This is a genomic window from Curtobacterium sp. SP.BCp, assembly GCF_051903255.1.
GTDB lineage: Bacteria > Actinomycetota > Actinomycetes > Actinomycetales > Microbacteriaceae > Curtobacterium.
Map to the genome: position 1 here is coordinate 140,429 of NZ_CP194338.1, position 24,188 is coordinate 164,616.

Here is a 24,188-nt window from a genome sequence, read left to right on the forward strand (position 1 = left end):
ACGGCGGCGCGGGACCGTGGTGCCGACCCCCGAAGCCACCCGAACCGGAAGGCCACGATGTCCAGCATCACGAAGGACCCCGCGTCACTCGGAGCGCTCCCCGCCCCGCACGGCCGGACCATGCACGGCTCCCTCGGCGTCACCGCGATCGTCTTCATGGTCGTCGCGGCCGCCGCACCGCTCACGGTCGTCGGCGGCGCAGCCCCGCTCGGCATGCTGCTCGGCAACGGCGTCGGGTTCCCGGCGCTCTACGCCGTCTCGGCCGTGGTGCTCCTGCTGTTCTCCGTCGGGCTCGCCGCGATGACCCGTCACCTGCCGCGGCCCGGCGCCTTCTTCACGTTCGTCGGGCACGGACTCGGACGTCCGGCCGGCGCGGGGGCCGCGACGCTCGCCCTCCTGACGTACACGACGATCCAGGTGGCCGTGCACGCGTACATGGGGTACCTGCTCGGCGTCACCGTCGCGGGCCTCGGCGGGCCGGACGTGCCCTGGTACGTCTGGTCGCTCGCCGTGGTCGTGCTCGTCGGCGTCCTCGGGTACCGGCACATCGACCTGTCGAGCAAGGTCCTCGGGGTCCTGCTCGTCGCCGAGGTCGGCATCGTGCTCGTCCTCGTCGCCGCCGTGGTGTTCCGGGGCGGCGCCGACGGGCTGTCGCTCGCGCCGTTCGCGCCGTCGCAGGTGGTGTCCGGCTCGCCCGGTGTCGGACTGATGTTCGCGATCGCGGCGTTCATCGGCTTCGAGGCCACCGCGATCTTCCGCGACGAGGCGAAGGACCCCGACCGCACGATCCCCCGCGCGACCTACGCGGCCGTGATCGGCATCGGGGTCTTCTACACCCTCGCGTCGTGGGCCCTCGTGATGGCCTGGGGGCCGGACGGGGTGCTGGCCGAGGCGGCGGAGGACCCGGGGTCGCTCATCCTCACCACGGCGGCCCGGTACATCGGCGGAGTCGGCGAAGCGGTCCTCAACGTCCTGCTGCTGACGAGCATGTTCGCCTGCGTCCTCTCGTTCCACAACGTCATCACCCGCTACCAGCACGCGATGGCGAACGCCGCACTGCTCCCCGGTCGCCTCGGCCTCGTGCACCGACGACACGCCTCCCCGCACACCTCGAGCGTCGTCCAGACCGTCACCGCCGTCGTGTTCACCGCGCTGTTCGCCGTCCTCGGCCTCGACCCCGTCCTGCAGGTCTTCAGCTGGTTCTCCGGCGTCGCCACGCTCGGCATCGCCGTGCTCATGGCGGCCACGAGCCTCGCAGTCGTCGTCTACTTCCGCCGCAACCGAGCCGACCTCCGCGTCTGGAACACCGTCGTCGCGCCCCTGCTCGGCTTCGCGGGGCTGGTCGCGTCGGCCGTCCTGATCTGGGCGAACTTCCCGACCCTCGTCGGCGACGTGGACGCAGCCGGGCACAGCGTCTTCGGCGTCGTGAGCACCGTGCTCACCGGCCTCGTGGTGGTCGTCCCCGCCGTCGGGACCGTCCAGGCCCTGGTGCTGCGTCGGCGACGACGCGACCGCTACGAGCTGATGCTCGACCGCCTCGAAGCGGAGCAGTGAGCGGCACCGACCGGCGGCGTCCCGCCAGCAGGACCGACCGACAGCACCGACCACCCGGTCGGCGTGAGCCGACCCACCGACCCACACCGTGCCTCCCGACCGAACGCAAGGAACCACGCGCATGACCATCACCGAACCGACCGTCCCCGCCACCTCGACCACCCACCCGCTGGCGAGCCTCACCGCCCCGGAGATCACCCGGATCCGCGACGTCGTGACGGCGCAGCCGGACTGGACCGACACCACCCGGTTCGCCTACGTCGGTCTCGCGGAGCCGCACAAGCGCGACGTCCTGGCATGGCAGGCCGGGACCGGCGCAGTCCCGGAACGGTGCGCCCGCGTGATGCTGCTCGACATGGCGACGGGCCGCTCGACCGACAACGTCGTGTCGATCGACGGCGGCACGGTCCTGCGCACCGACGTCCTGGACGGCTCGCGCGGTCAGCTCCCGGTGCTCATCGAGGAGTTCGACGCCGTCGGCGAGATCGCGGCGGCCGACGAGCGGTGGGTGGCCGCCCTCGCGGCACGCGGGCTCACCGTCGAGGAGGTCAAGTGCGTCCCGCTGTCGGCCGGGTACTACGACCTCCCCGAGGAGGAGGGCCGACGCATCCTCCGCGTGCTCGCCTTCCGGCAGGACCACCCCGCCGACCACGTCTGGGCACACCCCGTCGACGGGCTCTCGGTGTACGTCGACGCGGCGAACCGCACCGTCACCCGGATCGTCGACGCCGCCGGCATGCCCGTCCCCGCGACCTCGGGCAACTTCGACGACCCGGAGCTCCAGGGCGAGCCGCTCGACCTCAAGCCGATCGTCATCACCCAGCCCGAGGGACCGTCCTTCACGGTCGACGGTGAGTTCGTCGAGTGGGCGAACTGGCGGTTCCAGGTCGGGTTCGACCCGCGCGAGGGGCTGGTGCTCCGCCAGCTCTCCTGGCAGGACGGCGACCGGCTGCGCCCGATCGTGTACCGCGCGTCGATCGACGAGATGCTCGTGCCCTACGGGGACCCCTCGCCCGTGCGGTTCTGGCAGAACTACTTCGACACCGGCGAGTACCTCTTCGGCCGCTTCACGAACTCCCTCGAGCTCGGCTGTGACTGCGTCGGCGAGATCCGCTACTTCGACGCCGTCCTCGCCGACGAGCTCGGCAACCCGCAGACCATCACGAACGGGATCTGCATGCACGAGGAGGACTTCGGCACGCTCTGGAAGCACGAGGACATCTACACCGGCTCGCACGAGGTCCGCCGGTCCCGCCGCCTCGTGATCTCGTTCTTCACGACCGTCGGTAACTACGACTACGGCTTCTACTGGTACCTCTACCTCGACGGCACGATCGAGTGCGAGGCGAAGCTCACCGGCGTCCTGTTCACCTCGTCCTACCCCGGCCGGGACGCCGACGGATCGGACTACGGGTTCGCGTCCGAGGTCGCCCCCGGGCTGGGTGCGCCGTACCACCAGCACCTGTTCTCCGCGCGGCTCGACATGACCGTGGACGGTCTCACCAACGCCGTGGACGAGATCGACGCGGTCCGGATGCCGGTCGGACCCGGCAACGAGCACGGGAACGCGTTCACGAAGCGGGCGACACGCATCGCCTCGGAGTCGACGTCGGGGCGGCTCGCGGACGCGTCCCGTGGCCGGACCTGGTTCATCTCGAACACCGAGGAGCGCAACCACCTCGGCCGGCCGACCGGCTACGTGCTGTACCCGCAGGACGCCCCGGTGCTGCTCGCCGACGACTCGTCCTCGGTCGCGTCGCGCGCCGAGTTCGCCCGCAAGCACCTCTACGTCACGCAGTACGACCCCGCCGAGCAGTACGCGGCGGGTGACTTCGTGCACCAGAACCCGGGCGGGGACGGCGTCGCGCGGTACGTGCAGGCCGACCGGTCGCTCGACGGTGAGGACATCGTGCTCTGGCACACCTTCGGTCCGACGCACTTCCCCCGCCCGGAGGACTGGCCCGTGATGCCCGTCGACTACGCGAAGTTCACCCTGAAGCCGTACGGGTTCTTCCCGCGCAACCCCGCCCTGAACGTGCCGGCCGCGGTGGCGGCCGCCACGGAGGCGCACTGCGCGCACCACACCGGGCACTGAGGTGACGGACGTCCTCGGGCTGGTCGCCGTCCTGCCGGCGTCCGCCGGAGCGTGCTGCACGGTCGGGGCGTGGCGCCCCGGCCGTGCGGTCGACGTCGTCGCGGCGATCACGATGGTCGCCGCGATGGCAGACGGCCTCCTGACGCCCCGCGTCCTCCCCGGAGCCGCCTGGTTCCTGGTCCTGGTCGTCCTGGCGGTGGCGCTCGCCGCGGTCGACCGGTCGCAGCGGAACGGCGCGCGTGCGGACCGGTCCGCGCGGCTGCACGCGGCGCTCGGGTTGCTGGTGATGGGCGCGATGGGCGTCGGGATGTCGCACGACGGTTCGATGCCCGGCATGCACGACCACGGCGGACCGGTCGCCGCGACGTGGGCGGTCGTGCTCGCCGGGCTGACCGCCGGGTACCTCGTCCTGACGGTCGCGGAGGTCCGCGGCTGCCTCCGGGAACGGGAACGGGCGCAGGAGCGAGGCCGGCGCCGGGCGGGCATGCTCCCGCTGCTCGAGACCGTGACGATGGGGACGGCGGTCGTGGTCATGGCCGTCGGCATGCTGTCCTGACGGCACCGTCCGAACGGTTCAGTGCGCGAATCGTCCAGGATGGAAACTGTTCGTTGCGCAAACCGTTCACCTCGTGAAAGAGTCTGGATCGTCCACGACGGACACCTCGACCACAGCAGGAAGGCGGGATCAGACATGCGCAGCACGTACACGGGGATGCCGCGACTCGCAGCCAGCGGACGGAGCCACCCCCGGGTCGGCCTGACCGACCAGGCCGTGATCGACGCCTTCGTCCAGCGTCGGATCGAGGATCCGTCGCTGCTCGCGAAGCAGACCGAACCGTCCTACGCCGACTTCTTCTCGGCACCCCTCGTCTGACCAGGAGCGCATGACCGCATGCCGTTGACCGTCGTCCGCCGCGAGCACGCCCACCTCTACGCCCGCCAGCCCCGCTCGGCCGCCGCCAAGACCGCGGTCGACGCACTGCTCCGTCTGCAGCACGCCGAGGAGCAGCAGATCGAGGCCGCACGTGTCGAGACCGGGCTGACGAAGAACGAGTCGCTCGCGCTCCGGTACCTGCTCCAGGCGCACCGCGACGACCGGCCGATGAGACCGAAGGACCTCGCGGTGATGCTGTCGGTGTCCAACGCGTCCGTCACCAAGCTCGTCGACGGGCTCGTCGCGTCGGGCGACCTCGTACGGGCCGCGCACCCGACGGACCGTCGACAGCAGGTCCTCGAGCCGACCGACCAGGCGGCGGCGAAGATCGGTGTCTCCTACGCCTCGTTCCACGAGGCCGTGGTGGGCGTGCTGGACGGGCTGTCGGACGACGACAACGAGGTGCTCACGCGGACGCTCTCGGCGATCGTGGACGCGCTCGCGGAGGGATCGCCCGTGCCGGTCGACGAGTACACGGTCCCCGCCGACGCAGACTGAATGACCATGCCGTGGTGCGGCGCGCGATCGTGCGCCGGCCCGTGCCCACGACCGGTCGCGCGGAAAACCTTCCAGCGGTAAGTTGGCGGGGTGACCTCCCCGGCCGACGACGACGCGGTCCCGCGACGACGCGGGTACCGCAAGGGCGCCGAGCGCCGGGCGCAGATCCTCGACGAGATGATCCGCATGGTCGCGGCGCAGGGCGTCGACGCGTCGTCGCTCCGGTCGGTCGCCGACGCGCTCGGCATCACCCACGCAGCGCTCCGGCACTACTTCCCGAGCCGCGACGAACTGCTGCTCGCGGTCTACCACGAGCACGAGGTCCGGTCGCAGGCCGATCCGGAGCGCGTCAAGTCGGCGATCGGCGACATGCGGGACAGTGCCGTGCGGAACCGAGCGGTCCCCGGCCTCGTGCAGCTCTACACGACGCTGTCGGCCGACGCGGTGCAGGAGGGGCACCCGGCGACCCGGGAGTTCATGCGCGAGCGCTTCGCCGCACTGCGCGCCGAGCTCGCCGAGTGGATCCGGGCCGACCAGGCCGCCGGGCGCATCCGCGACGACCTCGACCCGGTGGACCTGGCGAGCCTCGGCATCGCGGCGTCGGACGGCCTGCAGGTGCAGTGGCTGCTCGACCCGGACGCCGTCGACGGGGAGCGCGTGCTCCGCATGCTCGAGCGGCTCCTGCCCCCGGCGCCCTGACGCGACCGCGGCTCAGCGGGGCGCGGTGACCCTCGTCGTCATCGTGACGAGCCGCGCGCCGGGGACGTCCTCGACGCTGATCGTGACCGCGGGGTCGACGAGGTCGGCGAGGGACTCGGCGTGCGTGCCGCCGCAGGGGATCGCCGCGGTGCCCTCGGGCAGCGCGCACGTCCACTGCCGCCGTGCGGAGAGGCCGGTACCCTCGGCGTCGACGTGGATCGAGCCCCCGGCGGCGGTCCAGGCGCGGAGCTGCTCCGTCACCCGGGCAGCGATCGCGTCGGGGTCGTCGAACGCGCTCGGGTCGAAGCCCTTCTTCCGGAGCGACTTGCCGATCCGGTAGACGTCCTCGGACCGGTACTCGTGGATCGAGGACCGGGTGACGGCCAGCGCGTCGAAGGCCGGACGGCCGAGGGCGTCCTCCGGCACGGCCTTCGACCAGTGGTCCGCGAGCGCGGCGTCGAGGGCGAGGGCGGCGAGGTGGCAGGCACTGTGCGCGACGCTCAGCGCCGCGCGGTACGCCGCGTCGACGGTGACCGTGACGGTCTCGCCGACCCGTGGTGGGGTCCCTGCGACCACGTGCGCGACACCGAACACCCACCCTGGCGTGCCGGTCCGCACGGGCAGGGCGTCCCCGAGGAGCACGCTCCCGTCGTGGAAGCCGGCGACCCGTACCTCCGCCACGTCGTACGCGTCGTCGGGCCCCCGCAGGGCCACCCGGTCGGCTGGCTGGTCCGGCCAGGCGGTGTCGACCGGGTGCGCCGCGGTGCGGTCGAGGAACACGGCCCACCGGTCGTCGCCCGCGGGCTCGACCTGCAGGACCGTCCCCTCGCTCGTCAGGGCGCCCGCGGGGTAGGAGACCTCGGTGTCGGTCGTCGGTGCTGCCATGGTCGCGCCCTCCTGCTCGTCCGCCGGTCGACGGCGTCCACCCATCTTGGCGCGGACGCCGAACGACCCGTCGGAGGCGGGCCGACCGCGCGGGTCTCGTGGACCGGGGCGGGATCAGCCGTTCGCCAGCGCGTCGTCTCGGGTCCGGACCAGCAGCTCACGGAGCACCGACCGATCGACCGCCTCGAGTCGGGTCAGGTAGAGGCAGGCGGTGCTCGCCCGGTGCGCTCCGAGCTGCTCGAGCAGGTCCGGCCACCGTTCCGCGAACCCCGAGGCGAGGTAGACCGTGTGGTGCTTCGGACCCGGGGCGAACGCGAGCAGGGGCACGGTGCCCGAACGGCCGGAGTCGTGCCGGTACTCGACCGCACCGAACCCGAGGATGCGACCCGCCCACACCACCGGCTCCGCCCCGCTCAGGTCGCGGTGGAGCGTCACCAGATCGTCGACCTCGGCGCGACGGGCACCGGTGGCCCGGCCGAGCACCTCGGCGAGGGGCGTCGGCGTCGGTGTCATCGCAGGGGTCTTCGCCACGGGGCGACGCTACCCCAGCCGGACGGGCGCGGTGTCCCGGATCGACCCGCGCGGCGCGACCGGTGCCCGCGGGGCGGGCGCGACCCGTGCCTCCCGGCCGACGACGCTGGACGGCGGACACGAAGGGGGCCGGTCCCTGACGGAACCGGCCCCTCCTCGTGCGGTGCGACTAGGCGTTGACGCCCTCGGCGAGGACCGCGGCTGCCGGGTCGAAGTCCTCGGGCAACGGCTCCGGCTTCGCGATGCGCGAGGCGATCTCGACGGCCTGGCCGGACTCGGCCGCGTCGCGGATGCCGAGCATGACGTCGAGCGCGTGCGACGCGACAGCACCGGAGGCCCGCTCGGGGCGGCCCTCGGCGATCGCGCGGGCCATCTCGACGACGCCCGTGCCACGACCCCAGGTGGAACCCTTGTGCGCCAGCGTCGTCGGCTCGTCCTTGCCGAGCGTCCACAGCGTGCTGTCACCGTCGAAGACGTTCGGGTCCGGCAGCACGATCGTGCCCTCGGAGCCGTTGATCTCGACGAAGCCGTTGCGCGGCAGGGCGTGCTGGAACGACAGCGTCGTCTGCGCGGACTGCCCGTCGGCGAACGAGATGAGCGCGGCGTGGTGCGTGGGCACCTCGACCGGGAACTCGGTGCCGGCACGGGGACCCGAACCGATCACGCGGGTCTCGCGCGACTTCGACGACACGGCCTGCACGCGCGAGGCGGAGCCGAACGCGTGGAGCAGCGTCGTGACGTAGTACGGGCCGATGTCGAACAGCGGACCGGCGCCCTGCGCGTACAGGAACTCGGGGTCCGGGTGCCACTGGTCCGGGCCGGGCACGTGGAACATCGTCGTCGCGGTGAGCGGCGTGCCGATGTCCCCGCGGGCGATGGCGCGGATCGCGGTCTGGATGCCCGCACCGAGCACGGTGTCCGGCGCCGTGGCGTAGCGGACCCCGGCAGCCTCGGCCGCGGCGAGGAGCGCCTGCGCGTCCTCGGCCGTGGTGGCGACCGGCTTCTCGCTCCAGGTGTGCTTGCCGGCGGCGATGATCTGCTGGCCGACCTTGGCGTGCTCGGCCGGGATCGTGATGTTCACCACGATCGAGATGTCGTCGCGGGCGAGGAGCTCCTCGACCGAGCCGTACGACGGGACGCCGTACTTCTCGGCCTGGGACTTCGCGCGCTCCTGGATGAGGTCGGCGACGAACAGGACCTCGACGTCGGCGAACTGCGTCAGGTTCGTCAGGTACTGGTCGGAGATGTTGCCGGCACCGATGATGCCGACGCCGACGCGGGTCACGCGGCGCTCCCGGCGGTGTCGTTCTCGCGCAGCCACTGCAGCGACTCGGTGATGCCCTCGAAGACGTCACCGGCGTAGGCGTCGAACTCGACGACGCGGATGGCCTGCGGAGCGGCGGCGAGGATGCCTGCGACGTCGACGTCGCCCTGACCGGCGGGCTTCTGGTTCTCGAACGCGCGCTGGAGCGCCTCCGGGACGATGAGGGCGCTCTCGGCGGAGGGGAGGGCGGTGAGGATGTCACCGTCGACCTTGCCGTCCTTCACGTGGATCGCGACGACGCGGTCACCGAGGGAGCGGAGCACGGCGGGGGCGTCCGCGCCGCCGACGGTCGCCCAGAAGGTGTCGACCTCGAGCACGGTCTCCGGTGCGAGCTGCTCGACGAACAGGTCGTAGACGGTGCGCCCGTCGACCTTGTTCGTGAACTCCCACTGGTGGTTGTGGTACCCGAACTGCAGGCCGTGCCCGGCGGCCTCGGCGGTCAGCTCGTTGACCCGGTCCGCGATCTTCTTGACGTCGTCGGCGGTCTGCCAGCGGTCGGTCGGGATGAACGGGTCGATGACGGTCTGGATGCCGAGGCGCTTCGCGGCGTCCCAGATCGGGGCGGTGTCCTCGGCGTCGATCACCGCGACGTGGCCCGAGGGCGCCGAGAGGCCGTTGGCCTGCAGTGCCCGCTCGAGGTCGTCGACGCGCTCGACGAAGGCGTACGGCTCGACGTTCTCGTAGCCGATCTCGCGGACCCGGGCGATGGCCTTGTCGAGGTCTTCGGCGATGGCGTCGCGCAGCGAGTAGAGCTGCACAGAGGTGGTGGGCATTGCAGAGGCTCCTTCGGTCCTGACTGGTGTCGCGGCACTGGTCGCCGTGACGGTGTCGTCGCGGCCCTGGTCGTCGCAGCCCGCAGAGGAGCGATGCTCCACGGCGAGATCGAGGACGACGCTACCGGAAAAACCACCCGGTGGGTAGTTTTCGACGCCGTGTCGCGGGCGTCGGCGCTAGCGTGGAGGGCGTGACCGATCTGCGCGCGTTCGAGACCCCGGTCGGCACCGTCCAGGCCCGCGTCGACGGGGACGTCGTCCGGGCGCAGGGGATCCCCTACGCCGTCGCCGAGCGCTTCGGCCGGCCCCGACCCGCACCCGCGTTCGGTACACCGTTCGCCGCCGTCACCCCCGCCCCGGTCGCGCCGCAGCCGCCAGCAGCGTTCGTGGACGAGTTGCTGCCCCCGATGCAGCACCTCGCCGTCGCCGAGGACTGCCAGCGCCTGACCATCACCCTCCCCGCCGACGTGCGTCCGGACGAGCAGCTCCCCGTCATGGTCTGGGTCCACGGCGGCTCGTACGTCATCGGCGGCGGCGACCTGCCCATCCACGATGCGCACGACCTCGTGGTCGAGCAGCGGGTCGTCGTCGTGTCGGTGACCTACCGCCTCGGCGTGCTCGGGTTCCTCGGCGACGGGAAGCGCGTGCCCGCGAACCTCGGACTGCTCGACCTCGTCGAGGCGCTGCGGTGGGTGCACGGGAACATCCGGTCCTTCGGGGGCGACCCGGACGCCGTGACGCTGTTCGGGCAGTCGGCCGGTGGCGACGCGATCGCGCACCTCATGATCAGCGACGGCACCGAGGGGCTGTTCCGTCGCGCGATCATCCAGAGCGCCCCGCTCGGCATCTCCCGACGGCGAGCGCGGATGTCACGCGCGGTGCTCCGGGCCGTCGGTGTCGTGGGCGCGACCACACCGCTCGACGACGTCCTCGAGCGGCAGCTGGCCGGCACCCGGGCGGGCGCACCGTTCGGCCTCCGCGGCGGCATGCCCTTCGGCACGCAGTACGGGCACGATCCGCTGCCGACCGAGCGCCGGGCGGCCGACGCCTGGCGCGCGGTGGCGCCGAGGATCGACGTGCTCATCGGCTCCGCGGTCGACGAGGCGGCGATGTTCGTCCGGGCCGTCCCCGCGCTCGCAGCCGTGACCCGGATCCGCCCACTGCGCTCCCTCGTGCGATGGTGGCTCGTCCGGCCCCTGTCCGAGGTCATCTACGGACGGGACGTCCGGCGCTTCCGCGACCGGCACCGAGCAGCCGGCGGGCGGGCGACCTCGTACCGCCTGCTCCGGGGCACCACGGCCCGCCCCACCGGCGCGGTGCACATGAGCGACCTGCCGATGCTGCTCGGGGGGCGTGCGGCGTGGGCCGGGTCGGCGTTCGTGCCCGAGCGGGACTGGGCGGCGGTCGATGAGCGTGGTCGCCGGATCCGGAAGGTGTGGGCCGACTTCGCGCGGACCGGACGGGTCGAGGAGCCGGACGACGGGACGATCGCGTTCGACCGCGGCTGACGAGCACGAGCTGACGAGCTGACGCGCTGACGGGCGGGCGGGACCGGCTGGCGGGTGGTTGGCTGACCGGCGGGGCACCCCGGCGCCCCGGACTGACCCCCTGAACTGGGCGATGCTCCGCACCCGCCGGTCGGGACAGGATCGACGGCATGCCCGATTCCGACGCCGACCTCCGGTCCCGTGTGGTCACCGGTGCCGTCGAGGCCTACCGGTCCGGTGACTTCCACAGCGTGGGTCACGCCGAGATCGCCGGCGCGGCCGGCCTCACGGAGGACGACGTGCGCCGCGCCTACCCGATCTGGGACCTCCTGATCGTGGCCGTCATGGACCGTTGGAACAACGGGAGCCGCCGGGCGCTGTGGAGCATCGCCGAGCGGGACGGCGTGGTCGCCTACCTCCGTGCCCGGTTGCAGGCCGGGCTCGACGAGCCGTCGCTCGTCCGGCTGCGGATCGCCCTCCTCAGCGCCGCGTCCACGCCGGGTCACCCGGCCGAGGGCTGGTTCCGCGCCCAGTACGCCCACTCGTTCGAGGACATCACGCTCGGACTGACCCGCGACGTCGTCGCCGGGCGCGAGTCGCGGGGCGCGTCCCCACGGCACGCCGCCGAGCAGCTCGTCGCGCTGTACGAGGGCCTGCAGCTGCAGGCCATGCTCCGCGACGACACCGAGGTGCTGGGTGCGTTCGACCGAGCGGTCGCTCGGCTCCGGGTCGGGTGGAGCACGGTCGCGACGGCGTGAGCACCGTCACACCGCGGTGAGCGGCGGCGTGCGGTCGTCCCGCCGCATCAGCCGGGAGGCACGGCGCGGCTGAACGAGTCGCACTCGCCTTCCTGGCATGGTCGGGTCATGGAGTACACGGACTACGACACCCGGCTCGCGGCGTACGCCGTGATCACCGAGGGCGACCGGGTGCTCCTCGCGAAGCTCCGGTTCCCCGAGGCCGGGACGTGGACGCTGCCGGGCGGGGGAGTCGAGTTCGACGAGACCGTGGAGCAGGCCGTCGTGCGCGAGGTGCAGGAGGAGACCGGGCTGGACGCCACGGTCGGGCCGCTGCTCGGCATCCGGCACCACGTGGTCCCGGGGGAGCGGCGCATGCACGCCGGAGCGAAGGGCCGCCCGATGAAGGCCGTGCAGGTGGTGTTCCGCGCCACCGTCACCGGTGGGGTGCTCCGCGACGAGCTCGACGGATCCACCGATGAGGCCCGGTGGATCCCGATCGCCGAGCTGCCCCACCACCGACACGGGCTCCTCGTCCCGATCGCCCTCGCGTGGGCGGGTGCGCTCACACGCTGACGGCCTGAGCGGACCGGAGCTCCCAGTCGACCTCCGGCGCATCGACCCGCCACCCCAGCGCACGCAGGGCGTCGGCCGTCTCTGCGGGGAACTGGCGTGCCGTCGCAGCGGCCTCGTCCCGACGCCAGTCCCGCCGGTACTCGTGCACCGCGATCCGCCAGCCAGGTCGTGCGTCCACGCCGCACTCCTCGATGAGGAACTCGACGAAGTCGGCGAGCCCGGTCCGGAAGTGCGGCCCGCCGAGCGGGAGGTGCAGCGACGCGAGCCGGCCGGGACTGCGCGTCCCGCCGTCCGTGCCGTGCGTCCGCGCGAGCATCGCCCCGAACGCACTGCGCTCCGCGTGCACGTGGAAGTGCGAGGGCGGCGTCGACGTCAACGACTCGTGGTACTCGAACCGCACGAGTGGCTGGCGGTCGCCGACCAGGAACAGCGCCATATTCGATGCCCGGACCACCAGCGCATCGTCCGGGACGGACCACCGGTAACGCAGGTCGATGGTGGCGCTCCCGACGTGCTCCTGAGCGGCGAACAGCCGGATGGTGTGCGTCCCGTCGGCGTCCTGCGCCGTGACCAGGTCGATCCCCGCACGGCCGGTCTCGGCCGTCACGATCTGCGCTCCGTGGTCGGGCAGCGTTCGGTCGAGCAGAAGCTGCAGCCGCTCTCCAGCCTCGGCGAGCGGCAGCGACACGTCGCTCACCGGTCCTCCCCGAGCAGGAAGGCGATGCCCTCCAATTCGTTGTTCGCGAGGTATTCGTCCCAATCGAGTTCGCGCCACTCCAGGATCGGCGCGAACCCCCGTTCGTCGAGGCGGAACTGTTCCAGGATCGCCGCGCGCTTCGCGTGGAGTTCTTCGTCCGTGTACTTGATGACCTTCATGGCCGTGTCCTCTCACTCGTGTGGAGAGGACCGTACGGCCGTCAGTCCCGAGGGCCGCAATCCTCGGGATACGACATCCCGACTACTCCTCGAGGACGCTGAGCACGTTGCCCGACGGGTCGGTGAACCACGCGATCAGCGGACCGCCCTGCCGGTTCACGCCCCGCTCGTCCGTGACACCGTCGTAGTGCAGGAACACGACCCCGGCATCGGTGAGCTCGTCGACCGCCGCATCGATGTCGGGCACCGGGAAGTTCAGGACGGTGAAGGACGCCGGCTCGTGCGCGGGACCCTTCGGGTAGACCAGCACGTGGGTCCCGCCGACCTGCAGGGAGAGCATGCCGTACTCCTCCGTCACGGGGACGCCGAGCACCCCCTCGTAGAACGCCCTCGCCTCCGGGACGTCGCGCACCGAGAACCCGCTGAACGCCTTCGTCGCATCGACCATGCGGCCAGTGAACCACCGCGCCTGCGAGGATGACACCGTGCCGCAGCAGGAGATGTCCGTCGACGAGGCCGTCGAGCGAGCCGTGGAACTGGCACGGGGCGCGGACCGGGTGGTCCTCGGCATCGTCGGCGCTCCGGGCGCGGGGAAGTCCACGCTCGCCCGACGCATCGTGACCGCGGTCGACGAACGGCTCGGCGCGGGGACGGCCGTGCAGGTGCCGATGGACGGGTTCCACCTCGCGAACGCGGCGCTCGACGCCCTCGGCCGGCACGACCGCAAGGGAGCGGTCGACACCTTCGACGCCGCCGGGTACGTCGCGCTCGCCCGTCGACTGGCGACCGCGGACGAACCGGTCGTCTGGGCCCCGGACTTCGACCGCCGGATCGACGAACCCGTCGCGGGCAGCATCGCCGTCCCGCGTGCGACCCGACTCGTGGTGACCGAGGGGAACTACCTCCTCGACACCGAGGCGCCGTGGACCGCGCTGCCGGCGCTCCTCACCGAGACGTGGGCCTGCGTCGTCGACGACGCGGTCCGCGTCGACCGCCTGGTCGGTCGCCACATGCGGCACGGGCGCGACCACGACGCAGCGCGCGCGTGGGCGGTGGAGGTGGACGGTGTGAACGCCGCACGGGTCGCTGCCACGGTGAGCCGTGCCTCCAGGACGGTCCGGACGTGACCACCCGACCGACGCTGGCCGGCCAGCCCCGCACCACCCGACCGACGCGCGCCGGCCGGCCCCGCACCCCACGAGAGGACCGACCATGACCATCGCCGTCACCGGGGCCACCGGCAACATCGGCGGCGCCGTCGCCCGCGCGCTCGCCGCGGCCGACGTGCCCTTCCGCATGATCGTGCGGGACGCCTCCCGTGCGCCGCAGCTCCCCGGCACCGAGCTCGCGGTCGCCTCCTACGACGACGCCGGGGCCGCACGCGCCGCGCTCGAGGGCGTGGACCTGCTGCTCATGGTGTCCGGTGCCGAGGCCGAGGACCGCCTCGCGCAGCACCGCACCTTCGTCGGCGCCGCCGCGACGGCCGGGGTGCGCCACGTCGTCTACACCTCGTTCGTCGGTGCGGCCGCGGACGCGACGTTCACGCTCGGCCGCGACCACTGGGCGACGGAGCAGGCGATCCGGGCGACCTCGATGGCGCACACGTTCCTCCGCGACTCGTTCTACCTCGACTTCGTCGAGGACCTCGTCGGCGAGGACGGCGTGATCCGCGGGCCGGCGGCGGACGGCGCGATGGCCGCGGTCGCGCGCGCCGACGTCGCTCGTGTCGCGACGGCCGTGCTGCAGGCGCCGACGTCGCACCTCGACCGCACGTACGAACTGACGGGACCGGCCGCGATCACCCTCGCGCAGGCCGCGGCGACGGTGTCGGAGGTCCGCGGGCGCGGCGTGACGTACCACTCGGAGACCCTCGACGAGGCGTACGCCTCCCGCGCTCGGTGGGAACCGGCGCCGTGGCAGGCCGATGCCTGGGTGAGCACCTACACGGCGATCGCCGAGGGGGCGCTCGCACACGTCTCGGGCGACGTCGAGCGCGTCACCGGGCGCCGGCCGATGTCCCTGCGCGAGGTGCTCGAGCAGGCCTGACGAGCAGCTCGACCCGGCCGTGGCCGTCGGCCGGGTGCACGAGCACGCTGCCGACCGAGGGTCCCGACAGCCCGCAGCGCCACACCGACCACCGCAGTCCGGCGATGGCCCAGCGCCCGCGGGTGTGGTGCCTGCCCGGGAGGACGTCCCCGACGGTCCGGCACCCGCCGAGCAGCACCGCGCGGAGCACCGGGTCGCCGAGACGGGTGCCCTCCCGCACGACGACCACGCGGAGTCCGTGGTCGATCCGCTCCCGGATCTGGTGCGTCGTGAACACCGCGACGGTCCCGGAGAAGCCGCCGTCGGTCAGGACCGGCAGCCCCGTCGCCGAGATGACGCGGGAGGACAGCCGCCACGTGTCCGTGAGGAACAGCGGCACGCCGTGGCGGGGGCCGTCGATGCGCTCCGAGAGCGCGACGAGCCGGCGGAGCGCGACCGAGTAGGCGGTCGGCTCGCCGCCGCGCCAGTCCGGCGACGAGACACGGAAGCGCTCCGCCGCGTCGGCCGTGCGCCCCACCGACGCGTCGAGTCCACTGCCGTCGCGTGCCGCGTCGAGCGCCTGGAGCGAGAAGGCGGCCGGCCCCGCCACGAGGGCCAGTCCGGTGGCGGTCGCGATCACCGCACGGGAGGCACGGTGCAGCCCCGACGGTCCCCCCGCGACCTGCCGTGGCCGCCAGAGCAGTGCCACGACCGCCGCGACGACTCTCGCGTTCGCGACGACGTGCGCCGCGTGGGCGAGGACGGTCGGCTCACCGGCGCCGTGCGCGAGGAAGAGCCACCAAGCCTCCTGCCCGACGGCGAGGACGAGCGGCAGGGCGCGCAGCCATGCGGACCGGGAGCGCGCCAGGCCGACCGCCCCGCACCAGCCGACGGCGGCGAGGACCGCGAGCTGGACGCCGACCGCGGCGACGTAGGCGGTGTGCGGGATCCGGGCCACCGAGAGCACGGCGGCCGCGGTCGCGAGCCAGACCGTCACGACGACGAGCGTGACGGCACCGGCGCGGGTGTCGAGCGCGCCGCCGAGGACCAGCGCGGCCCGGTCGCGCCGTCGGATGCACACCACGACGGCTCCGACGAGGACGGCGAAGAGCGCTGCCGGCAGCAGCCACGACACCTGCGAGCCGAGGTGCGGCTCGAGCAGCTTCGTCAGCCCGCCCGGGTCACCGGACGGCGCCGGCGTGGCCGAGGGGTGCACGGCGACCGACCCCGGGAACGTCCCCGGTCGGAAGCGGTCGAGCCCGTTGTAGCCGAACACCATCGCCCACGGGTCGTCGTCCGTCGAGCCGTCCACGACGGGCCGTGCCCCGGCGGGCGTCGCGGCGAGCCAGACGATCCACACGAGCGAGGCCGCGACGGCGACGGTACCGAGCACCGCGGACCGCCCGAGCCGCATCCACACGCTCCACCGTCGTCCGTCGGGCCGGGCGTCCGCGAGCAGTGCGCCGGCCACCAGTGCGGGCAGGATGAACCACGCCTGCAGCATCTTCGCCTGGAACCCCACCCCGACCGCGAGGCCGGATGCCACGAGCGGCCACCACGTCCCGGTGATCGCGGCACGCTGCCAACAGAGCAGGGCGACGGCGAGTGCGGCCGTGACGAGTGCGTCCTCCATCGGGTGCGCGAACACGGACACGAAGATCGGCGTGCTGGCGGCGGCGAGGGCGGCGACGAGTCCCGTCCCGGCACCGGCCCAGCGGAGGCCGACGACCGAGCACGCCCACACCGTGACGAGTCCCTCGACGACCTGCGGCAGCGCGAGGGCCGAGGTGGAGTCGCCGAACAGCCGGATGCTCAGTGCCTGCGGGACGAGGAACCCGCTGAGCTTGTCGAGCGTCACCGTCCCCGAGGGGTCGAAGGACCCGGACCACAGCGCGTGCCACGATCCGGACATCGAGCGGGCGGCCGCCGCGTAGAAGGGCGCATCGCCGCCGCGGGCGAGGTTCCACCCGAGCAGCACCGTGGAGCCGGTCAGGACGAGGAGCAGTGCGACCCGCGCCGCGGGGTGTTGGTCGGCCCACCGGGCCGGACGTCGGGTGTCCACCCCTGGACCCTCGCGCTGCCGGGTGACGGTGTGCCGCGACGCTGCCGCCAGCATGCCGCGAAGCCGGAGCCTGCGCTGAGCCGACGTGCGGTTCGTCCGGGCAACGTCCAGCCCGCGTGCGGCCTCGACTGACCGGAAGCTCAGCCGACGCCGAGGACCGGTCAGTCGACCCGACGCGCCGAGATCGTGCCCGCGACGCCGAGGGTCAGCACGGCCACGAGGACGACGAGCAGCGGCGCCGTCCAGTCGCCCGTGGCTCCGTGCAGGGACCCGGCCACGAGCGGTCCGGCGCTCCCGAGGAGGTACCCGCCGCCCTGCACGAACGCCGACATCCGCCGGGCATCGGCGTCACTCGAGACGATCCGGACGATGACGATGAAGATGACCGTGATGCCGCCGCCCTGCGCCGCGCCGCCGAGGACCGACCAGAGCAACCAGAGCTGCGGCGCGAACAGCAGCCCGAGCGGCATCGCGAGCCAGAGGAACGCGACGAGCGCGATGATCGCCCGTGGACGCCACCGGGTCGCGAGCAGCGGGACGCCGAGCGCCCCGACGACGGCGAGGATCTGGAAGACCGACGAGCTCGCGCCCGAGGACTCCTTCGAGAAGCCGATCTCGTCGTGCAGCAGCGTCGGGATCCATGCGGTGAGGGCGTAGTACGAGAACGCCTGCCCGCCGAACGCCAGCGTGAGCCCCCAGGTGATGAGTCGCCGAGCCGGACGGACAGGGGTCGTTCCCGCACCGCCGTCGACGGTCCGGATCGACCCCGTGCCGAGCACCTGGTCGATCGGTCCGGTCTCCACGACGGGCTCGACCGCGACCGGCCGACGCCAGGCCGCCCGAGCCCCGACGGTGTACGTCCAGCCGATGCCGGCGAGGACTGCGAGCACACCCCAGATCGCGATCGCGATCGGCCAGCCCCAGACCGCGGCGATCGGTGCCGTCCCGAGCGAGGTGATCATCGACCCGACGTTGAGCGCCGAGGTGTACACGCCCGTGACGAGTCCGACCCGCTCCGGGGAGGTGTCCCGCCGGATGACCACCGGGATCACGACGTTGCCGATCGTGATGCCGATGCCGATGACCGCGGTGCCGACGAGCAGCGCCACCGACGAGGGCAGCGACCGGACGACCGTGCCCGCGAGGACGACCACGAGCGAGAGCGACACCGCGCGCTCGGGGTCCGCCTTCGCGATCACCCAGCTCGCGAACGGTGTCGCGAGTGCGAAGCAGAGCACCGGGATGGTCGTCAGGAGACCGGCGATGCTCGCGGTCAGCCCGAGGTCGGCGCGCACGTCACCGATGACCGGGGCGGTCGCGACGATCGGGCCGCGGAAGTTCAGGGCGATGAGGACGACGGCGGCGGGGAGCAGCCACGCGGCCCCACGGAGCCCGGTGCGGACGGCGCCCGTCACGGGAGCAGGATCGGCAGGAGGTCGAGCGGGGTCGCGGCCCGGGCGACGGTGCCCTCGGCCTCCTCCGGCGAGCCGTAGCCCCACTCCGCGAAGATCGTCGGCACGCCGTGGACCGCTGCGCCCTCGACGTCGTGCTTGCGGTCGCCGATCAACACGGGACGGCTGACGTCGAACCCGCGGGCGTCGAGTCGGCGCAGCGCCTCCGCGACGACGTCGGCCTTCGAGCTGCGGACCTCGTCGTCGCTCGCGCCGGTGATGATGTCGATGTCCCCGGTCAGGCCGTAGTGCTCGAGGATGTACGTCGCCGGGGTCTCCGGCTTGCTCGTCGCGGTCGAGATCGGCAACCCGGCCTCGTGCAGCGTGTGGAGCACGACGTCGATCCCTTCGAACATCGCCGAGTCGAGGGCGCCGTGCGAGAGGTAGTGCTCGCGGTACACGGCGAGGGTGTGCTCGGCCTGCGCGGCGTCCATGCCCATCGCGTCGTGGAAGGTGTCGAGGATCGGCGGGCCCACGAACGACATGAGCGTCGCGTGGTCCGGCACGGGGACGCCCACGGTGGTGAAGGTGTGCGTCATGCTCTCGAGGATGCCCGGAGCGGAGTCGCTGATGGTGCCGTCGAGGTCGAAGAGGATGGCGGTGAACGGGCGCGTCATGTCCCACCCAGCCTAGCCGGGGCCGTGGAGACGACCACGCGGCCGCCGTCGGCGACGGGGCGGACCCGCACCGTGCCTCCCGGCTGCGGGTGAGCGGGGTCCACGAAACGCGCGCGTTTCGACGTTGCACCCGTCGATCGACGCGCGCGATGTCGGAACGCGCGCGTTTCGCGACCCTGTTGCCGGCAGACCCGCGCGTCAGAACAGGCGGGTGTGCCCGCCCTCGATGCCGCGCATCGCGTCGTAGTCGAGCACCAGGACGCGGATGCCGCGGTCCTCGGCCAGGGTGCGGGCCTGCGGCGCCACCGTCTGCGCCGCGAGGACGCCCTGCACCGGACGGAGCAGCGGGTCGCGGTTCATCAGCTCGAGGTACCGGGTGAGCTGCTCGACCGCGTCGATGTTCGCGTTCCGCTTCATCTCGACCGCGACGCTCGCCCCCGCGTCGTCCCGCGCCAGGATGTCGACCGGCCCGATCGCGGTCATGTACTCGCGGCGGACGAGGGTGTGCCCGTCGCCCAGGAGCTCGATCTGCTCGGCGAGGAGCTGCTGCAGGTGGGCCTCGACGCCGTCCTTCACGAGACCAGGGTCGACGCCGAGGTCGTGGGTCTCGTCCGCGATGACCTCGTACAGGCTGACGACGAGCTTGTCCTGCGTCTTCTTCTGCGTCACCGTCCAGACCTGCGTGATGCCGGCCTCGGCTTGCTCCTCGCTCGGCTCGCCCATCTCGATCGAGCAGGGCGGGCTCATCCAGTTCAGCGGCTTGTAGCTGCCGCCGTCGGAGTGCACGAGCAGCGAACCGTCCGCCTTGAGCATGAGCAGGCGCGTGGCGAGCGGGAGGTGGGCCGAGAGTCGCCCCGCGTAGTCCACGGAGCAGCGGGCGATGACGAGACGCACCCGGCGATCCTAACGGTCGGTGCGTGCCCCGCCCGACGACGCCGGGTCTGCCATCGTGTCGTCCGTCGCGTGGTCCGGGCGGTCGGCCTGGAGGCGCGGCTCGCCTCCGCCGCGCTGCGTCGCGTCCCTCTGGTGGTCGGGTGCCTGGTGGCCGGGTGCGGCCCCGTGCGCACCGTCGGCGCGGCGGTCGCCGCCGGCCCGCCGCCTGCGCAGGGTCTCGGCGGCCGCGCCGGTCTCGCGGGCGGCACCGGACGCCAGGCCCGCGGCGATGATGAAGACGAACACCACGAGCAGGGCGCCGAGCAGCCCGATGTGCTCGCCGAGGAAGCCGATCAGCGGCGGGCCGGCGAGGAACGCCACGTACCCGATCGTCGCGACGGCGCTGACCTTGAGCGCTGCGGAACGGGGGTCGTCGGCGGCGGCGGACATGCCCATCGGGAAGCCGAGGCTCGCCCCGAGGCCCCACAGGACCACGCCGACGATCGCGATCGGGATGACGTCGACGAAGATGAGCAGGCCGAGTCCGACGACGGCGACGGCGGCGCTCACCCGGAGCACGGGGACACGGCCGAACCGGTCGATGAGCGGGCTGCCGGCGATGCGCCCGGCGGTCATCGCAGCGAGGAACACCGTGAGCACCGCGGAACCGGCGGCGTTGTCGAGGCCGTGGCCGTCGATCATGGCGAGGGGCAGCCAGTCGTTCGCGGACCCCTCGGCCAGCGCCATACCGAGCACGATCACGCCGATGAGGAGCGTGGACGGCTGCGCCCACACCTGCCAGCGGGTGAGCTGCACCGGGGTCGGGCTGGTCTCGGTGTCTTCGTGCTCCTCGTACCGGTGCTCGTCGCCGAAGCGCGAGGCGGCGGCGAGCATGACGAGGCAAATCACCACACCGAGGACCGCGAAGTGCAGGACCACCGGGACGTCGAGCGCCTCGGTCAGGGCGCCGAGGCCGGCACCTGCGAGCGTCCCGACGCTGAACGCGGCGTGGAAGAGCGGCATGATCGTGCGGCCACCGGCCTTCTCGGCGGCTGCGCCGGAGACGTTCATCGAGACGTCCACGAGGCCGTTGCCGAAGCCGAAGGCGACGAGGCCGATCCAGATCGTGGCGAAGCCCCAGCCGAAGGTGACGGCGAACCCGGCGAAGACGATCCCGGCCGCGAGGCAGACCGACGCGACCTGCACACCCCGACGGGCGCCGACCTTGGCGACGATGTGCCCGGCGAACGTGAGGCCGCCGATCGAGCCCACCGCCATGCCGAGCACGAGCAGGCCCATCTCGAAGGTGGTCGCGCCGAGGGAGTCGCGGACGCTCGGGATCCGACCGAGCCACGTGGCGATCGCGAGGCCGGACATCGTGAAGGCCACGAACACGGCGGTGATCCACGCCCGGGTGGTCGGTGCGGTGCGTGCGGACGTCGTCGTCATGGTGCTCTTCCGGGTCTCGTGCTGGGTGGGGTCCCGCGTCGTCTTGCGTGTCGGGCCGCTGGTCGAATCGATTCGACCGCCGTTGACGATTACGCTAACGGGCGATGGACGAACCGGCAACCGCGAACGGCGCGGCGCGACCCACGACGGGCAGTCGTGTCGCGCGCCCGACCCTGGCCGCGGTCGCACGGGCCGCCGGCGTGGCACCCTCGACCGCGTCGCTCGCGTTCAGCGGTGCCGGCCCGGTCTCGGACGAAGCCCGCGAGCGCGTGCTCGCGGCCGCCGCGGAACTCGGCTACGGCGGCCCCGACCCACGTGCGCGCTCCCTCCGCCGAGGTCGGTCCGGGGTCATCGGCGTGGTGATGGACGAGCGGCTGAGCGACGCCTTCCGTGACCCGGTGAACGTCCTCACGCTCGACGGCATCGCCGAGGTCGCCGGCGAGGCGGGGACCTCCCTGCTCCTCGTCCGCAGCCCGCTCGACGACGCCGGGTTGGTGGGACCGCTCGTCGACGCCCCGGTGGACGCGGTGGTGCTCATCGGGTGCAACGTCCGGATCGATCCAGCGGTCGCCGTCCTCCGCCGTCGGAACATCCCCGTCGTCGCCATCGAGGCGGACGACATCGAGGGCGCGGTCCCCGTGCAGCTCGACAACCGGGAGGCCTCGCGCCGCGCCGCTGCCTTCCTCCGTGACCTCGGCCACACCGACGTCCTCGTCGTGACGCTGCCGCTCGACGGCACCCACCGACGCGGGCCGATCAGCCCCGGACGTGAGGCCGAGGGCATCGCGCACACCTCGCTCGAACGCCTGCGCGGGGTCCGCGGGGTCTTCCCGTCCGCGCCGGCGCACGAGGCGGCCGGCAGCTCGGTCGAGGAGGGCCGCATCGTCGGGGCCGCCCTCTTCGCCCCCGACGGGCCTCGGCCCACCGCGGTGGTCGTGCAGAGCGACGTCCTCGCGGTCGGGGTGATCTCGGCGGCGCTCGATGCCGGACTCCGCGTGCCCGAGGACGTCAGCGTCGTGGGGTTCGACGGCATCCCCGTCGACGACAGCCTGTTCCACCGCACCCCGATCCGGCAGCTGACCACGCTGGTCCAGCCGTTCGTGCAGAAGGGCCAGGCCGCGGCCCGGGCGGCGATCGCCATGCTCGAGGGGGCTCCGGCCCAGCCCGCTGCCTTCCGCTCCGAGCTCCGCATCGGCGACACGACGGCCCCGCCGCCCGCGCACTGACGCGGTGCGCGGAACGCGCCGGCGATCGTCGTTTCCGCGAAAGCGACAGTCTGCCGCGGGGATCCGCACGGTTCTTCTCGCTCTCGCGAGAGCGACACGGCACATCTGTCGCTGGCACGGCACCCGCGCGCCCTCACCAGGGCGCGCGGACGCCGCCGCTCAACGGGCCAGCGCCACCTCGATCCAGCCCCGCCGGTGCGCCCGCACCCCGAGCGTCACCGCGCGCACGCCGATGTACCCGAGCGCGAACGCAGCCCAGAGCCCTGCGAGTGTCCCGCCCGCCCACCACAGCAGCGGCAGGTACACGACGAGGTTCACGCCGCCCGCGAGTGCCAGGTACCGCGCGTCCCCGGCGCCGATGAGCACCCCGTCCAGCACGAACACGTACCCGGCGACCGGCATCCCCACCGCGACGATCACCAGCACCAGGGGGAGTGCCTGCTGCACCGCGCTCGAGCCCGAGAACACCGGCCCGAGCACGCCGCTCACCGCCGCGGTCAGGAGTCCGAGCACGACGCCGCCCACGATCCCGAGCAGCACCAGCCGGCCGGTCACGAGCCGCACCCGGTCGGGATCGCGCGCTCCGAGTCCGTGGCCGACGAGGGCCTGCCCTGCGATCGCGAGGGCGTCGAGCGCGAACGCCAGCGTCGAGAACACGGTGAGCCCGACCTGCGTCGTGGCGAGCCCCGTGGTGCCGAGTCCCGCCGCCACCGACACCGTCGCGAGCATGGCGATCCGGAGCGAGGCGGTGCGGAGGAACAGCCACGCCCCCGACCGGAGCGCGCGTGCCACCCCCGAGGCGCCAGGGCGCAGCGGGGCACCGGACGCCCGGGCTGCCCGCACCGCGATCACCACGTAGACGGCGGCCATCGCCCACTGCACGACGACCGTCCCGGCCGCCGAACCCTCGACGCCCCAGCCCGCGCCGTAGATGAGGACCGCGTTGAGCAGCCCGTTCGCGACGAACCCGACGGTCGCGACCACGAGGGGGGTCCGCGTGTCCTGCAGTCCGCGCAGGAGCCCGGTGGACGCCGTCACCACGAGGATCCCCGGCAGTCCGACGAGCGACAGCGTGAGGTACGCCGTCGCTGCCGCCGAGACCTCCGGCGCAGCGCCGAACGCATCGACGAGCGGTGCCGCGAGGGGCCACCCGACGAGAGCGAGCACGACCCCGAGCACGAGGGCGAGCCACATGCCGTCGATGCCCGCGTGCACGGCTCCGCGTCGGTCACCGGCGCCGAGGGCCCGCGCGACCGCAGGGGTGGTCGAGTACGCGAGGAAGACGAGCAGCCCCGTGACGGTCTGGAGGACGGCACTCGCCAGACCGACCGCTGCGAGCGGCGTCTGGCCGAGGTGCCCGACGAGGGCGGTGTCGGTGAGCAGGAACAGCGGTTCGACGACGAGCGCGCCGAGCGCGGGCACGGTGAGTCGGACGATGTCCCGGTCGACTCGACGGGTCTCGGTCCTCAGGTGCACCGGACCATCTTGACGGGTCGCGCGGCTCGCGCGGCTCGCA

25 protein-coding genes are annotated in these 24,188 nt (G+C 73.0%); 12 read left to right on the top strand and 13 right to left on the bottom strand.

Going from position 1 to position 24,188, the window contains the following annotated elements; translation table 11 throughout:
• Positions 1-57: 57 nt before the first annotated feature.
• The 6 genes from ACRQ4C_RS00695 to ACRQ4C_RS00720 all read left to right on the top strand — a co-directional run bounded on the left by ACRQ4C_RS00695 (position 58) and on the right by ACRQ4C_RS00720 (position 5,780).
• Entirely contained in the window at positions 58-1,554 is a 1,497-nt protein-coding gene (locus ACRQ4C_RS00695) for an APC family permease (RefSeq protein ID WP_439689685.1), read from the top strand.
• Between the two features lie 121 nt (positions 1,555-1,675).
• Positions 1,676-3,649 carry a primary-amine oxidase gene (locus ACRQ4C_RS00700; RefSeq protein ID WP_439689686.1) on the top strand — a complete coding sequence of 658 codons (1,974 nt, stop codon included), beginning with the start codon at positions 1,676-1,678 and terminating at the stop codon, positions 3,647-3,649.
• A 1-nt stretch (position 3,650) separates the two neighbouring features.
• On the top strand, positions 3,651-4,205 hold the full coding sequence (locus tag ACRQ4C_RS00705; RefSeq protein WP_439689688.1) for a hypothetical protein: 555 nt from the start codon (positions 3,651-3,653) through the stop codon (positions 4,203-4,205).
• 135 nt (positions 4,206-4,340) lie between these two features.
• On the top strand, positions 4,341-4,523 hold the full coding sequence (locus tag ACRQ4C_RS00710) for a hypothetical protein (RefSeq protein WP_400411429.1): 183 nt from the start codon (positions 4,341-4,343) through the stop codon (positions 4,521-4,523).
• Between the two features lie 18 nt (positions 4,524-4,541).
• Complete coding sequence (locus ACRQ4C_RS00715; protein ID WP_439689689.1) at positions 4,542-5,081, top strand: MarR family winged helix-turn-helix transcriptional regulator; 540 nt, start codon at positions 4,542-4,544, stop codon at positions 5,079-5,081.
• A gap of 90 nt (positions 5,082-5,171) precedes the next feature.
• On the top strand, positions 5,172-5,780 hold the full coding sequence (locus ACRQ4C_RS00720) for a TetR/AcrR family transcriptional regulator (protein WP_290133299.1): 609 nt from the start codon (positions 5,172-5,174) through the stop codon (positions 5,778-5,780).
• Positions 5,781-5,792: 12 nt separating this feature from the next.
• Here ACRQ4C_RS00720 and ACRQ4C_RS00725 read toward each other — a convergent pair whose 3' ends face one another.
• The 4 genes from ACRQ4C_RS00725 to ACRQ4C_RS00740 form a co-directional block, all read right to left on the bottom strand.
• A complete protein-coding gene (locus tag ACRQ4C_RS00725) occupies positions 5,793-6,665 on the bottom strand; it encodes a metal-dependent hydrolase (RefSeq protein WP_439689690.1) in 873 nt (290 codons plus the stop codon).
• 114 nt (positions 6,666-6,779) lie between these two features.
• Positions 6,780-7,196, bottom strand: a complete 417-nt coding sequence (locus ACRQ4C_RS00730; protein WP_439689691.1) for a DUF1801 domain-containing protein — start codon at positions 7,194-7,196, stop codon at positions 6,780-6,782.
• A 169-nt stretch (positions 7,197-7,365) separates the two neighbouring features.
• Positions 7,366-8,481 carry a Gfo/Idh/MocA family protein gene (locus ACRQ4C_RS00735; RefSeq protein ID WP_290133296.1) on the bottom strand — a complete coding sequence of 372 codons (1,116 nt, stop codon included), beginning with the start codon at positions 8,479-8,481 and terminating at the stop codon, positions 7,366-7,368.
• Complete coding sequence (locus tag ACRQ4C_RS00740; RefSeq protein ID WP_290133295.1) at positions 8,478-9,293, bottom strand: sugar phosphate isomerase/epimerase family protein; 816 nt, start codon at positions 9,291-9,293, stop codon at positions 8,478-8,480. The genes ACRQ4C_RS00735 and ACRQ4C_RS00740 overlap by 4 nt, the downstream gene beginning before the upstream one ends.
• A gap of 191 nt (positions 9,294-9,484) precedes the next feature.
• Between ACRQ4C_RS00740 and ACRQ4C_RS00745 the strand changes: the two genes are divergently transcribed.
• From ACRQ4C_RS00745 to ACRQ4C_RS00755, 3 genes are all read left to right on the top strand, one after another.
• A complete protein-coding gene (locus ACRQ4C_RS00745; protein WP_439689693.1) occupies positions 9,485-10,801 on the top strand; it encodes a carboxylesterase family protein in 1,317 nt (438 codons plus the stop codon).
• A gap of 149 nt (positions 10,802-10,950) precedes the next feature.
• Positions 10,951-11,538, top strand: coding sequence for a TetR/AcrR family transcriptional regulator (locus ACRQ4C_RS00750; protein ID WP_439689694.1), 588 nt, complete (start codon positions 10,951-10,953; stop codon positions 11,536-11,538).
• Positions 11,539-11,646: 108 nt separating this feature from the next.
• On the top strand, positions 11,647-12,093 hold the full coding sequence (locus tag ACRQ4C_RS00755; protein WP_439689695.1) for an NUDIX hydrolase: 447 nt from the start codon (positions 11,647-11,649) through the stop codon (positions 12,091-12,093).
• Here ACRQ4C_RS00755 and ACRQ4C_RS00760 read toward each other — a convergent pair.
• The 3 genes from ACRQ4C_RS00760 to ACRQ4C_RS00770 form a co-directional block, all read right to left on the bottom strand.
• The gene (locus ACRQ4C_RS00760) at positions 12,083-12,790 is read right to left on the bottom strand and encodes a hypothetical protein (RefSeq protein ID WP_439689696.1); all 708 of its coding nucleotides are present in this window, start codon (positions 12,788-12,790) and stop codon (positions 12,083-12,085) included. The two genes, ACRQ4C_RS00755 and ACRQ4C_RS00760, sit on opposite strands and share 11 nt — an antisense overlap.
• Positions 12,787-12,969 carry a hypothetical protein gene (locus ACRQ4C_RS00765; RefSeq protein WP_439689697.1) on the bottom strand — a complete coding sequence of 61 codons (183 nt, stop codon included), beginning with the start codon at positions 12,967-12,969 and terminating at the stop codon, positions 12,787-12,789. Before ACRQ4C_RS00765 ends, ACRQ4C_RS00760 begins: the two co-directional genes overlap by 4 nt.
• An 82-nt stretch (positions 12,970-13,051) precedes the next feature.
• Positions 13,052-13,417 (bottom strand): VOC family protein, encoded by a 366-nt coding sequence (locus tag ACRQ4C_RS00770; protein WP_439689698.1) that lies wholly within the window; start codon positions 13,415-13,417, stop codon positions 13,052-13,054.
• On the opposite strand from ACRQ4C_RS00770, the gene ACRQ4C_RS00775 reads away from it, so the two are divergent.
• On the top strand, positions 13,416-14,096 hold the full coding sequence (locus ACRQ4C_RS00775; protein WP_439689699.1) for a nucleoside/nucleotide kinase family protein: 681 nt from the start codon (positions 13,416-13,418) through the stop codon (positions 14,094-14,096). The two genes, ACRQ4C_RS00770 and ACRQ4C_RS00775, sit on opposite strands and share 2 nt — an antisense overlap.
• Positions 14,097-14,181: 85 nt before the next feature.
• A complete protein-coding gene (locus ACRQ4C_RS00780; protein ID WP_439689700.1) occupies positions 14,182-15,015 on the top strand; it encodes an NmrA family NAD(P)-binding protein in 834 nt (277 codons plus the stop codon).
• On the opposite strand, the gene ACRQ4C_RS00785 is transcribed toward ACRQ4C_RS00780, so the two are convergent.
• The 5 genes from ACRQ4C_RS00785 to ACRQ4C_RS00805 all read right to left on the bottom strand — a co-directional run bounded on the left by ACRQ4C_RS00785 (position 14,966) and on the right by ACRQ4C_RS00805 (position 21,446).
• Positions 14,966-17,056: an ArnT family glycosyltransferase gene (locus ACRQ4C_RS00785; RefSeq protein WP_439689701.1), complete on the bottom strand. Its 2,091-nt coding sequence runs from the start codon at positions 17,054-17,056 to the stop codon at positions 14,966-14,968. The genes ACRQ4C_RS00780 and ACRQ4C_RS00785 overlap by 50 nt on opposite strands.
• Before the next feature lie 161 nt (positions 17,057-17,217).
• A complete protein-coding gene (locus ACRQ4C_RS00790; protein WP_439689702.1) occupies positions 17,218-18,471 on the bottom strand; it encodes an MFS transporter in 1,254 nt (417 codons plus the stop codon).
• Entirely contained in the window at positions 18,468-19,124 is a 657-nt protein-coding gene (locus ACRQ4C_RS00795) for an HAD hydrolase-like protein (protein WP_439689703.1), read from the bottom strand. The genes ACRQ4C_RS00790 and ACRQ4C_RS00795 overlap by 4 nt, the downstream gene beginning before the upstream one ends.
• Positions 19,125-19,322: 198 nt before the next feature.
• On the bottom strand, positions 19,323-20,018 hold the full coding sequence (gene nucS / locus ACRQ4C_RS00800) for an endonuclease NucS (RefSeq protein ID WP_290133283.1): 696 nt from the start codon (positions 20,016-20,018) through the stop codon (positions 19,323-19,325).
• 9 nt (positions 20,019-20,027) lie between these two features.
• Positions 20,028-21,446, bottom strand: coding sequence for an MFS transporter (locus ACRQ4C_RS00805; protein ID WP_439689704.1), 1,419 nt, complete (start codon positions 21,444-21,446; stop codon positions 20,028-20,030).
• Positions 21,447-21,550: 104 nt separating this feature from the next.
• On the opposite strand from ACRQ4C_RS00805, the gene ACRQ4C_RS00810 reads away from it, so the two are divergent.
• Positions 21,551-22,672 (top strand): LacI family DNA-binding transcriptional regulator, encoded by a 1,122-nt coding sequence (locus ACRQ4C_RS00810; protein WP_439689705.1) that lies wholly within the window; start codon positions 21,551-21,553, stop codon positions 22,670-22,672.
• Positions 22,673-22,831: 159 nt separating this feature from the next.
• Here the strand turns inward: ACRQ4C_RS00810 and ACRQ4C_RS00815 are convergent, their stop codons facing one another.
• Positions 22,832-24,142 (bottom strand): MATE family efflux transporter, encoded by a 1,311-nt coding sequence (locus ACRQ4C_RS00815; protein ID WP_439690929.1) that lies wholly within the window; start codon positions 24,140-24,142, stop codon positions 22,832-22,834.
• Positions 24,143-24,188: the final 46 nt, after the last annotated feature.

Excerpts from the sequence above, each read along its gene's own strand:
- ACRQ4C_RS00755 (WP_439689695.1), top strand. The coding sequence starts at position 11,647 with ATGGAGTACACGGACTACGACACCCGGCTCGCGGCGTACGCCGTGATC.
- ACRQ4C_RS00765 (WP_439689697.1), bottom strand. The coding sequence starts at position 12,969 with ATGAAGGTCATCAAGTACACGGACGAAGAACTCCACGCGAAGCGCGCG.
- ACRQ4C_RS00700 (WP_439689686.1), top strand. The coding sequence starts at position 1,676 with ATGACCATCACCGAACCGACCGTCCCCGCCACCTCGACCACCCACCCG.
- ACRQ4C_RS00780 (WP_439689700.1), top strand. The coding sequence starts at position 14,182 with ATGACCATCGCCGTCACCGGGGCCACCGGCAACATCGGCGGCGCCGTC.
- ACRQ4C_RS00810 (WP_439689705.1), top strand. The coding sequence starts at position 21,551 with ATGGACGAACCGGCAACCGCGAACGGCGCGGCGCGACCCACGACGGGC.
- ACRQ4C_RS00770 (WP_439689698.1), bottom strand. The coding sequence starts at position 13,417 with ATGGTCGATGCGACGAAGGCGTTCAGCGGGTTCTCGGTGCGCGACGTC.
- ACRQ4C_RS00775 (WP_439689699.1), top strand. The coding sequence starts at position 13,416 with ATGCGGCCAGTGAACCACCGCGCCTGCGAGGATGACACCGTGCCGCAG.
- ACRQ4C_RS00695 (WP_439689685.1), top strand. The coding sequence starts at position 58 with ATGTCCAGCATCACGAAGGACCCCGCGTCACTCGGAGCGCTCCCCGCC.
- ACRQ4C_RS00750 (WP_439689694.1), top strand. The coding sequence starts at position 10,951 with ATGCCCGATTCCGACGCCGACCTCCGGTCCCGTGTGGTCACCGGTGCC.
- ACRQ4C_RS00710 (WP_400411429.1), top strand. The coding sequence starts at position 4,341 with ATGCGCAGCACGTACACGGGGATGCCGCGACTCGCAGCCAGCGGACGG.
- ACRQ4C_RS00725 (WP_439689690.1), bottom strand. The coding sequence starts at position 6,665 with ATGGCAGCACCGACGACCGACACCGAGGTCTCCTACCCCGCGGGCGCC.
- ACRQ4C_RS00805 (WP_439689704.1), bottom strand. The coding sequence starts at position 21,446 with ATGACGACGACGTCCGCACGCACCGCACCGACCACCCGGGCGTGGATC.
- ACRQ4C_RS00715 (WP_439689689.1), top strand. The coding sequence starts at position 4,542 with ATGCCGTTGACCGTCGTCCGCCGCGAGCACGCCCACCTCTACGCCCGC.
- ACRQ4C_RS00740 (WP_290133295.1), bottom strand. The coding sequence starts at position 9,293 with ATGCCCACCACCTCTGTGCAGCTCTACTCGCTGCGCGACGCCATCGCC.
- ACRQ4C_RS00795 (WP_439689703.1), bottom strand. The coding sequence starts at position 19,124 with ATGACGCGCCCGTTCACCGCCATCCTCTTCGACCTCGACGGCACCATC.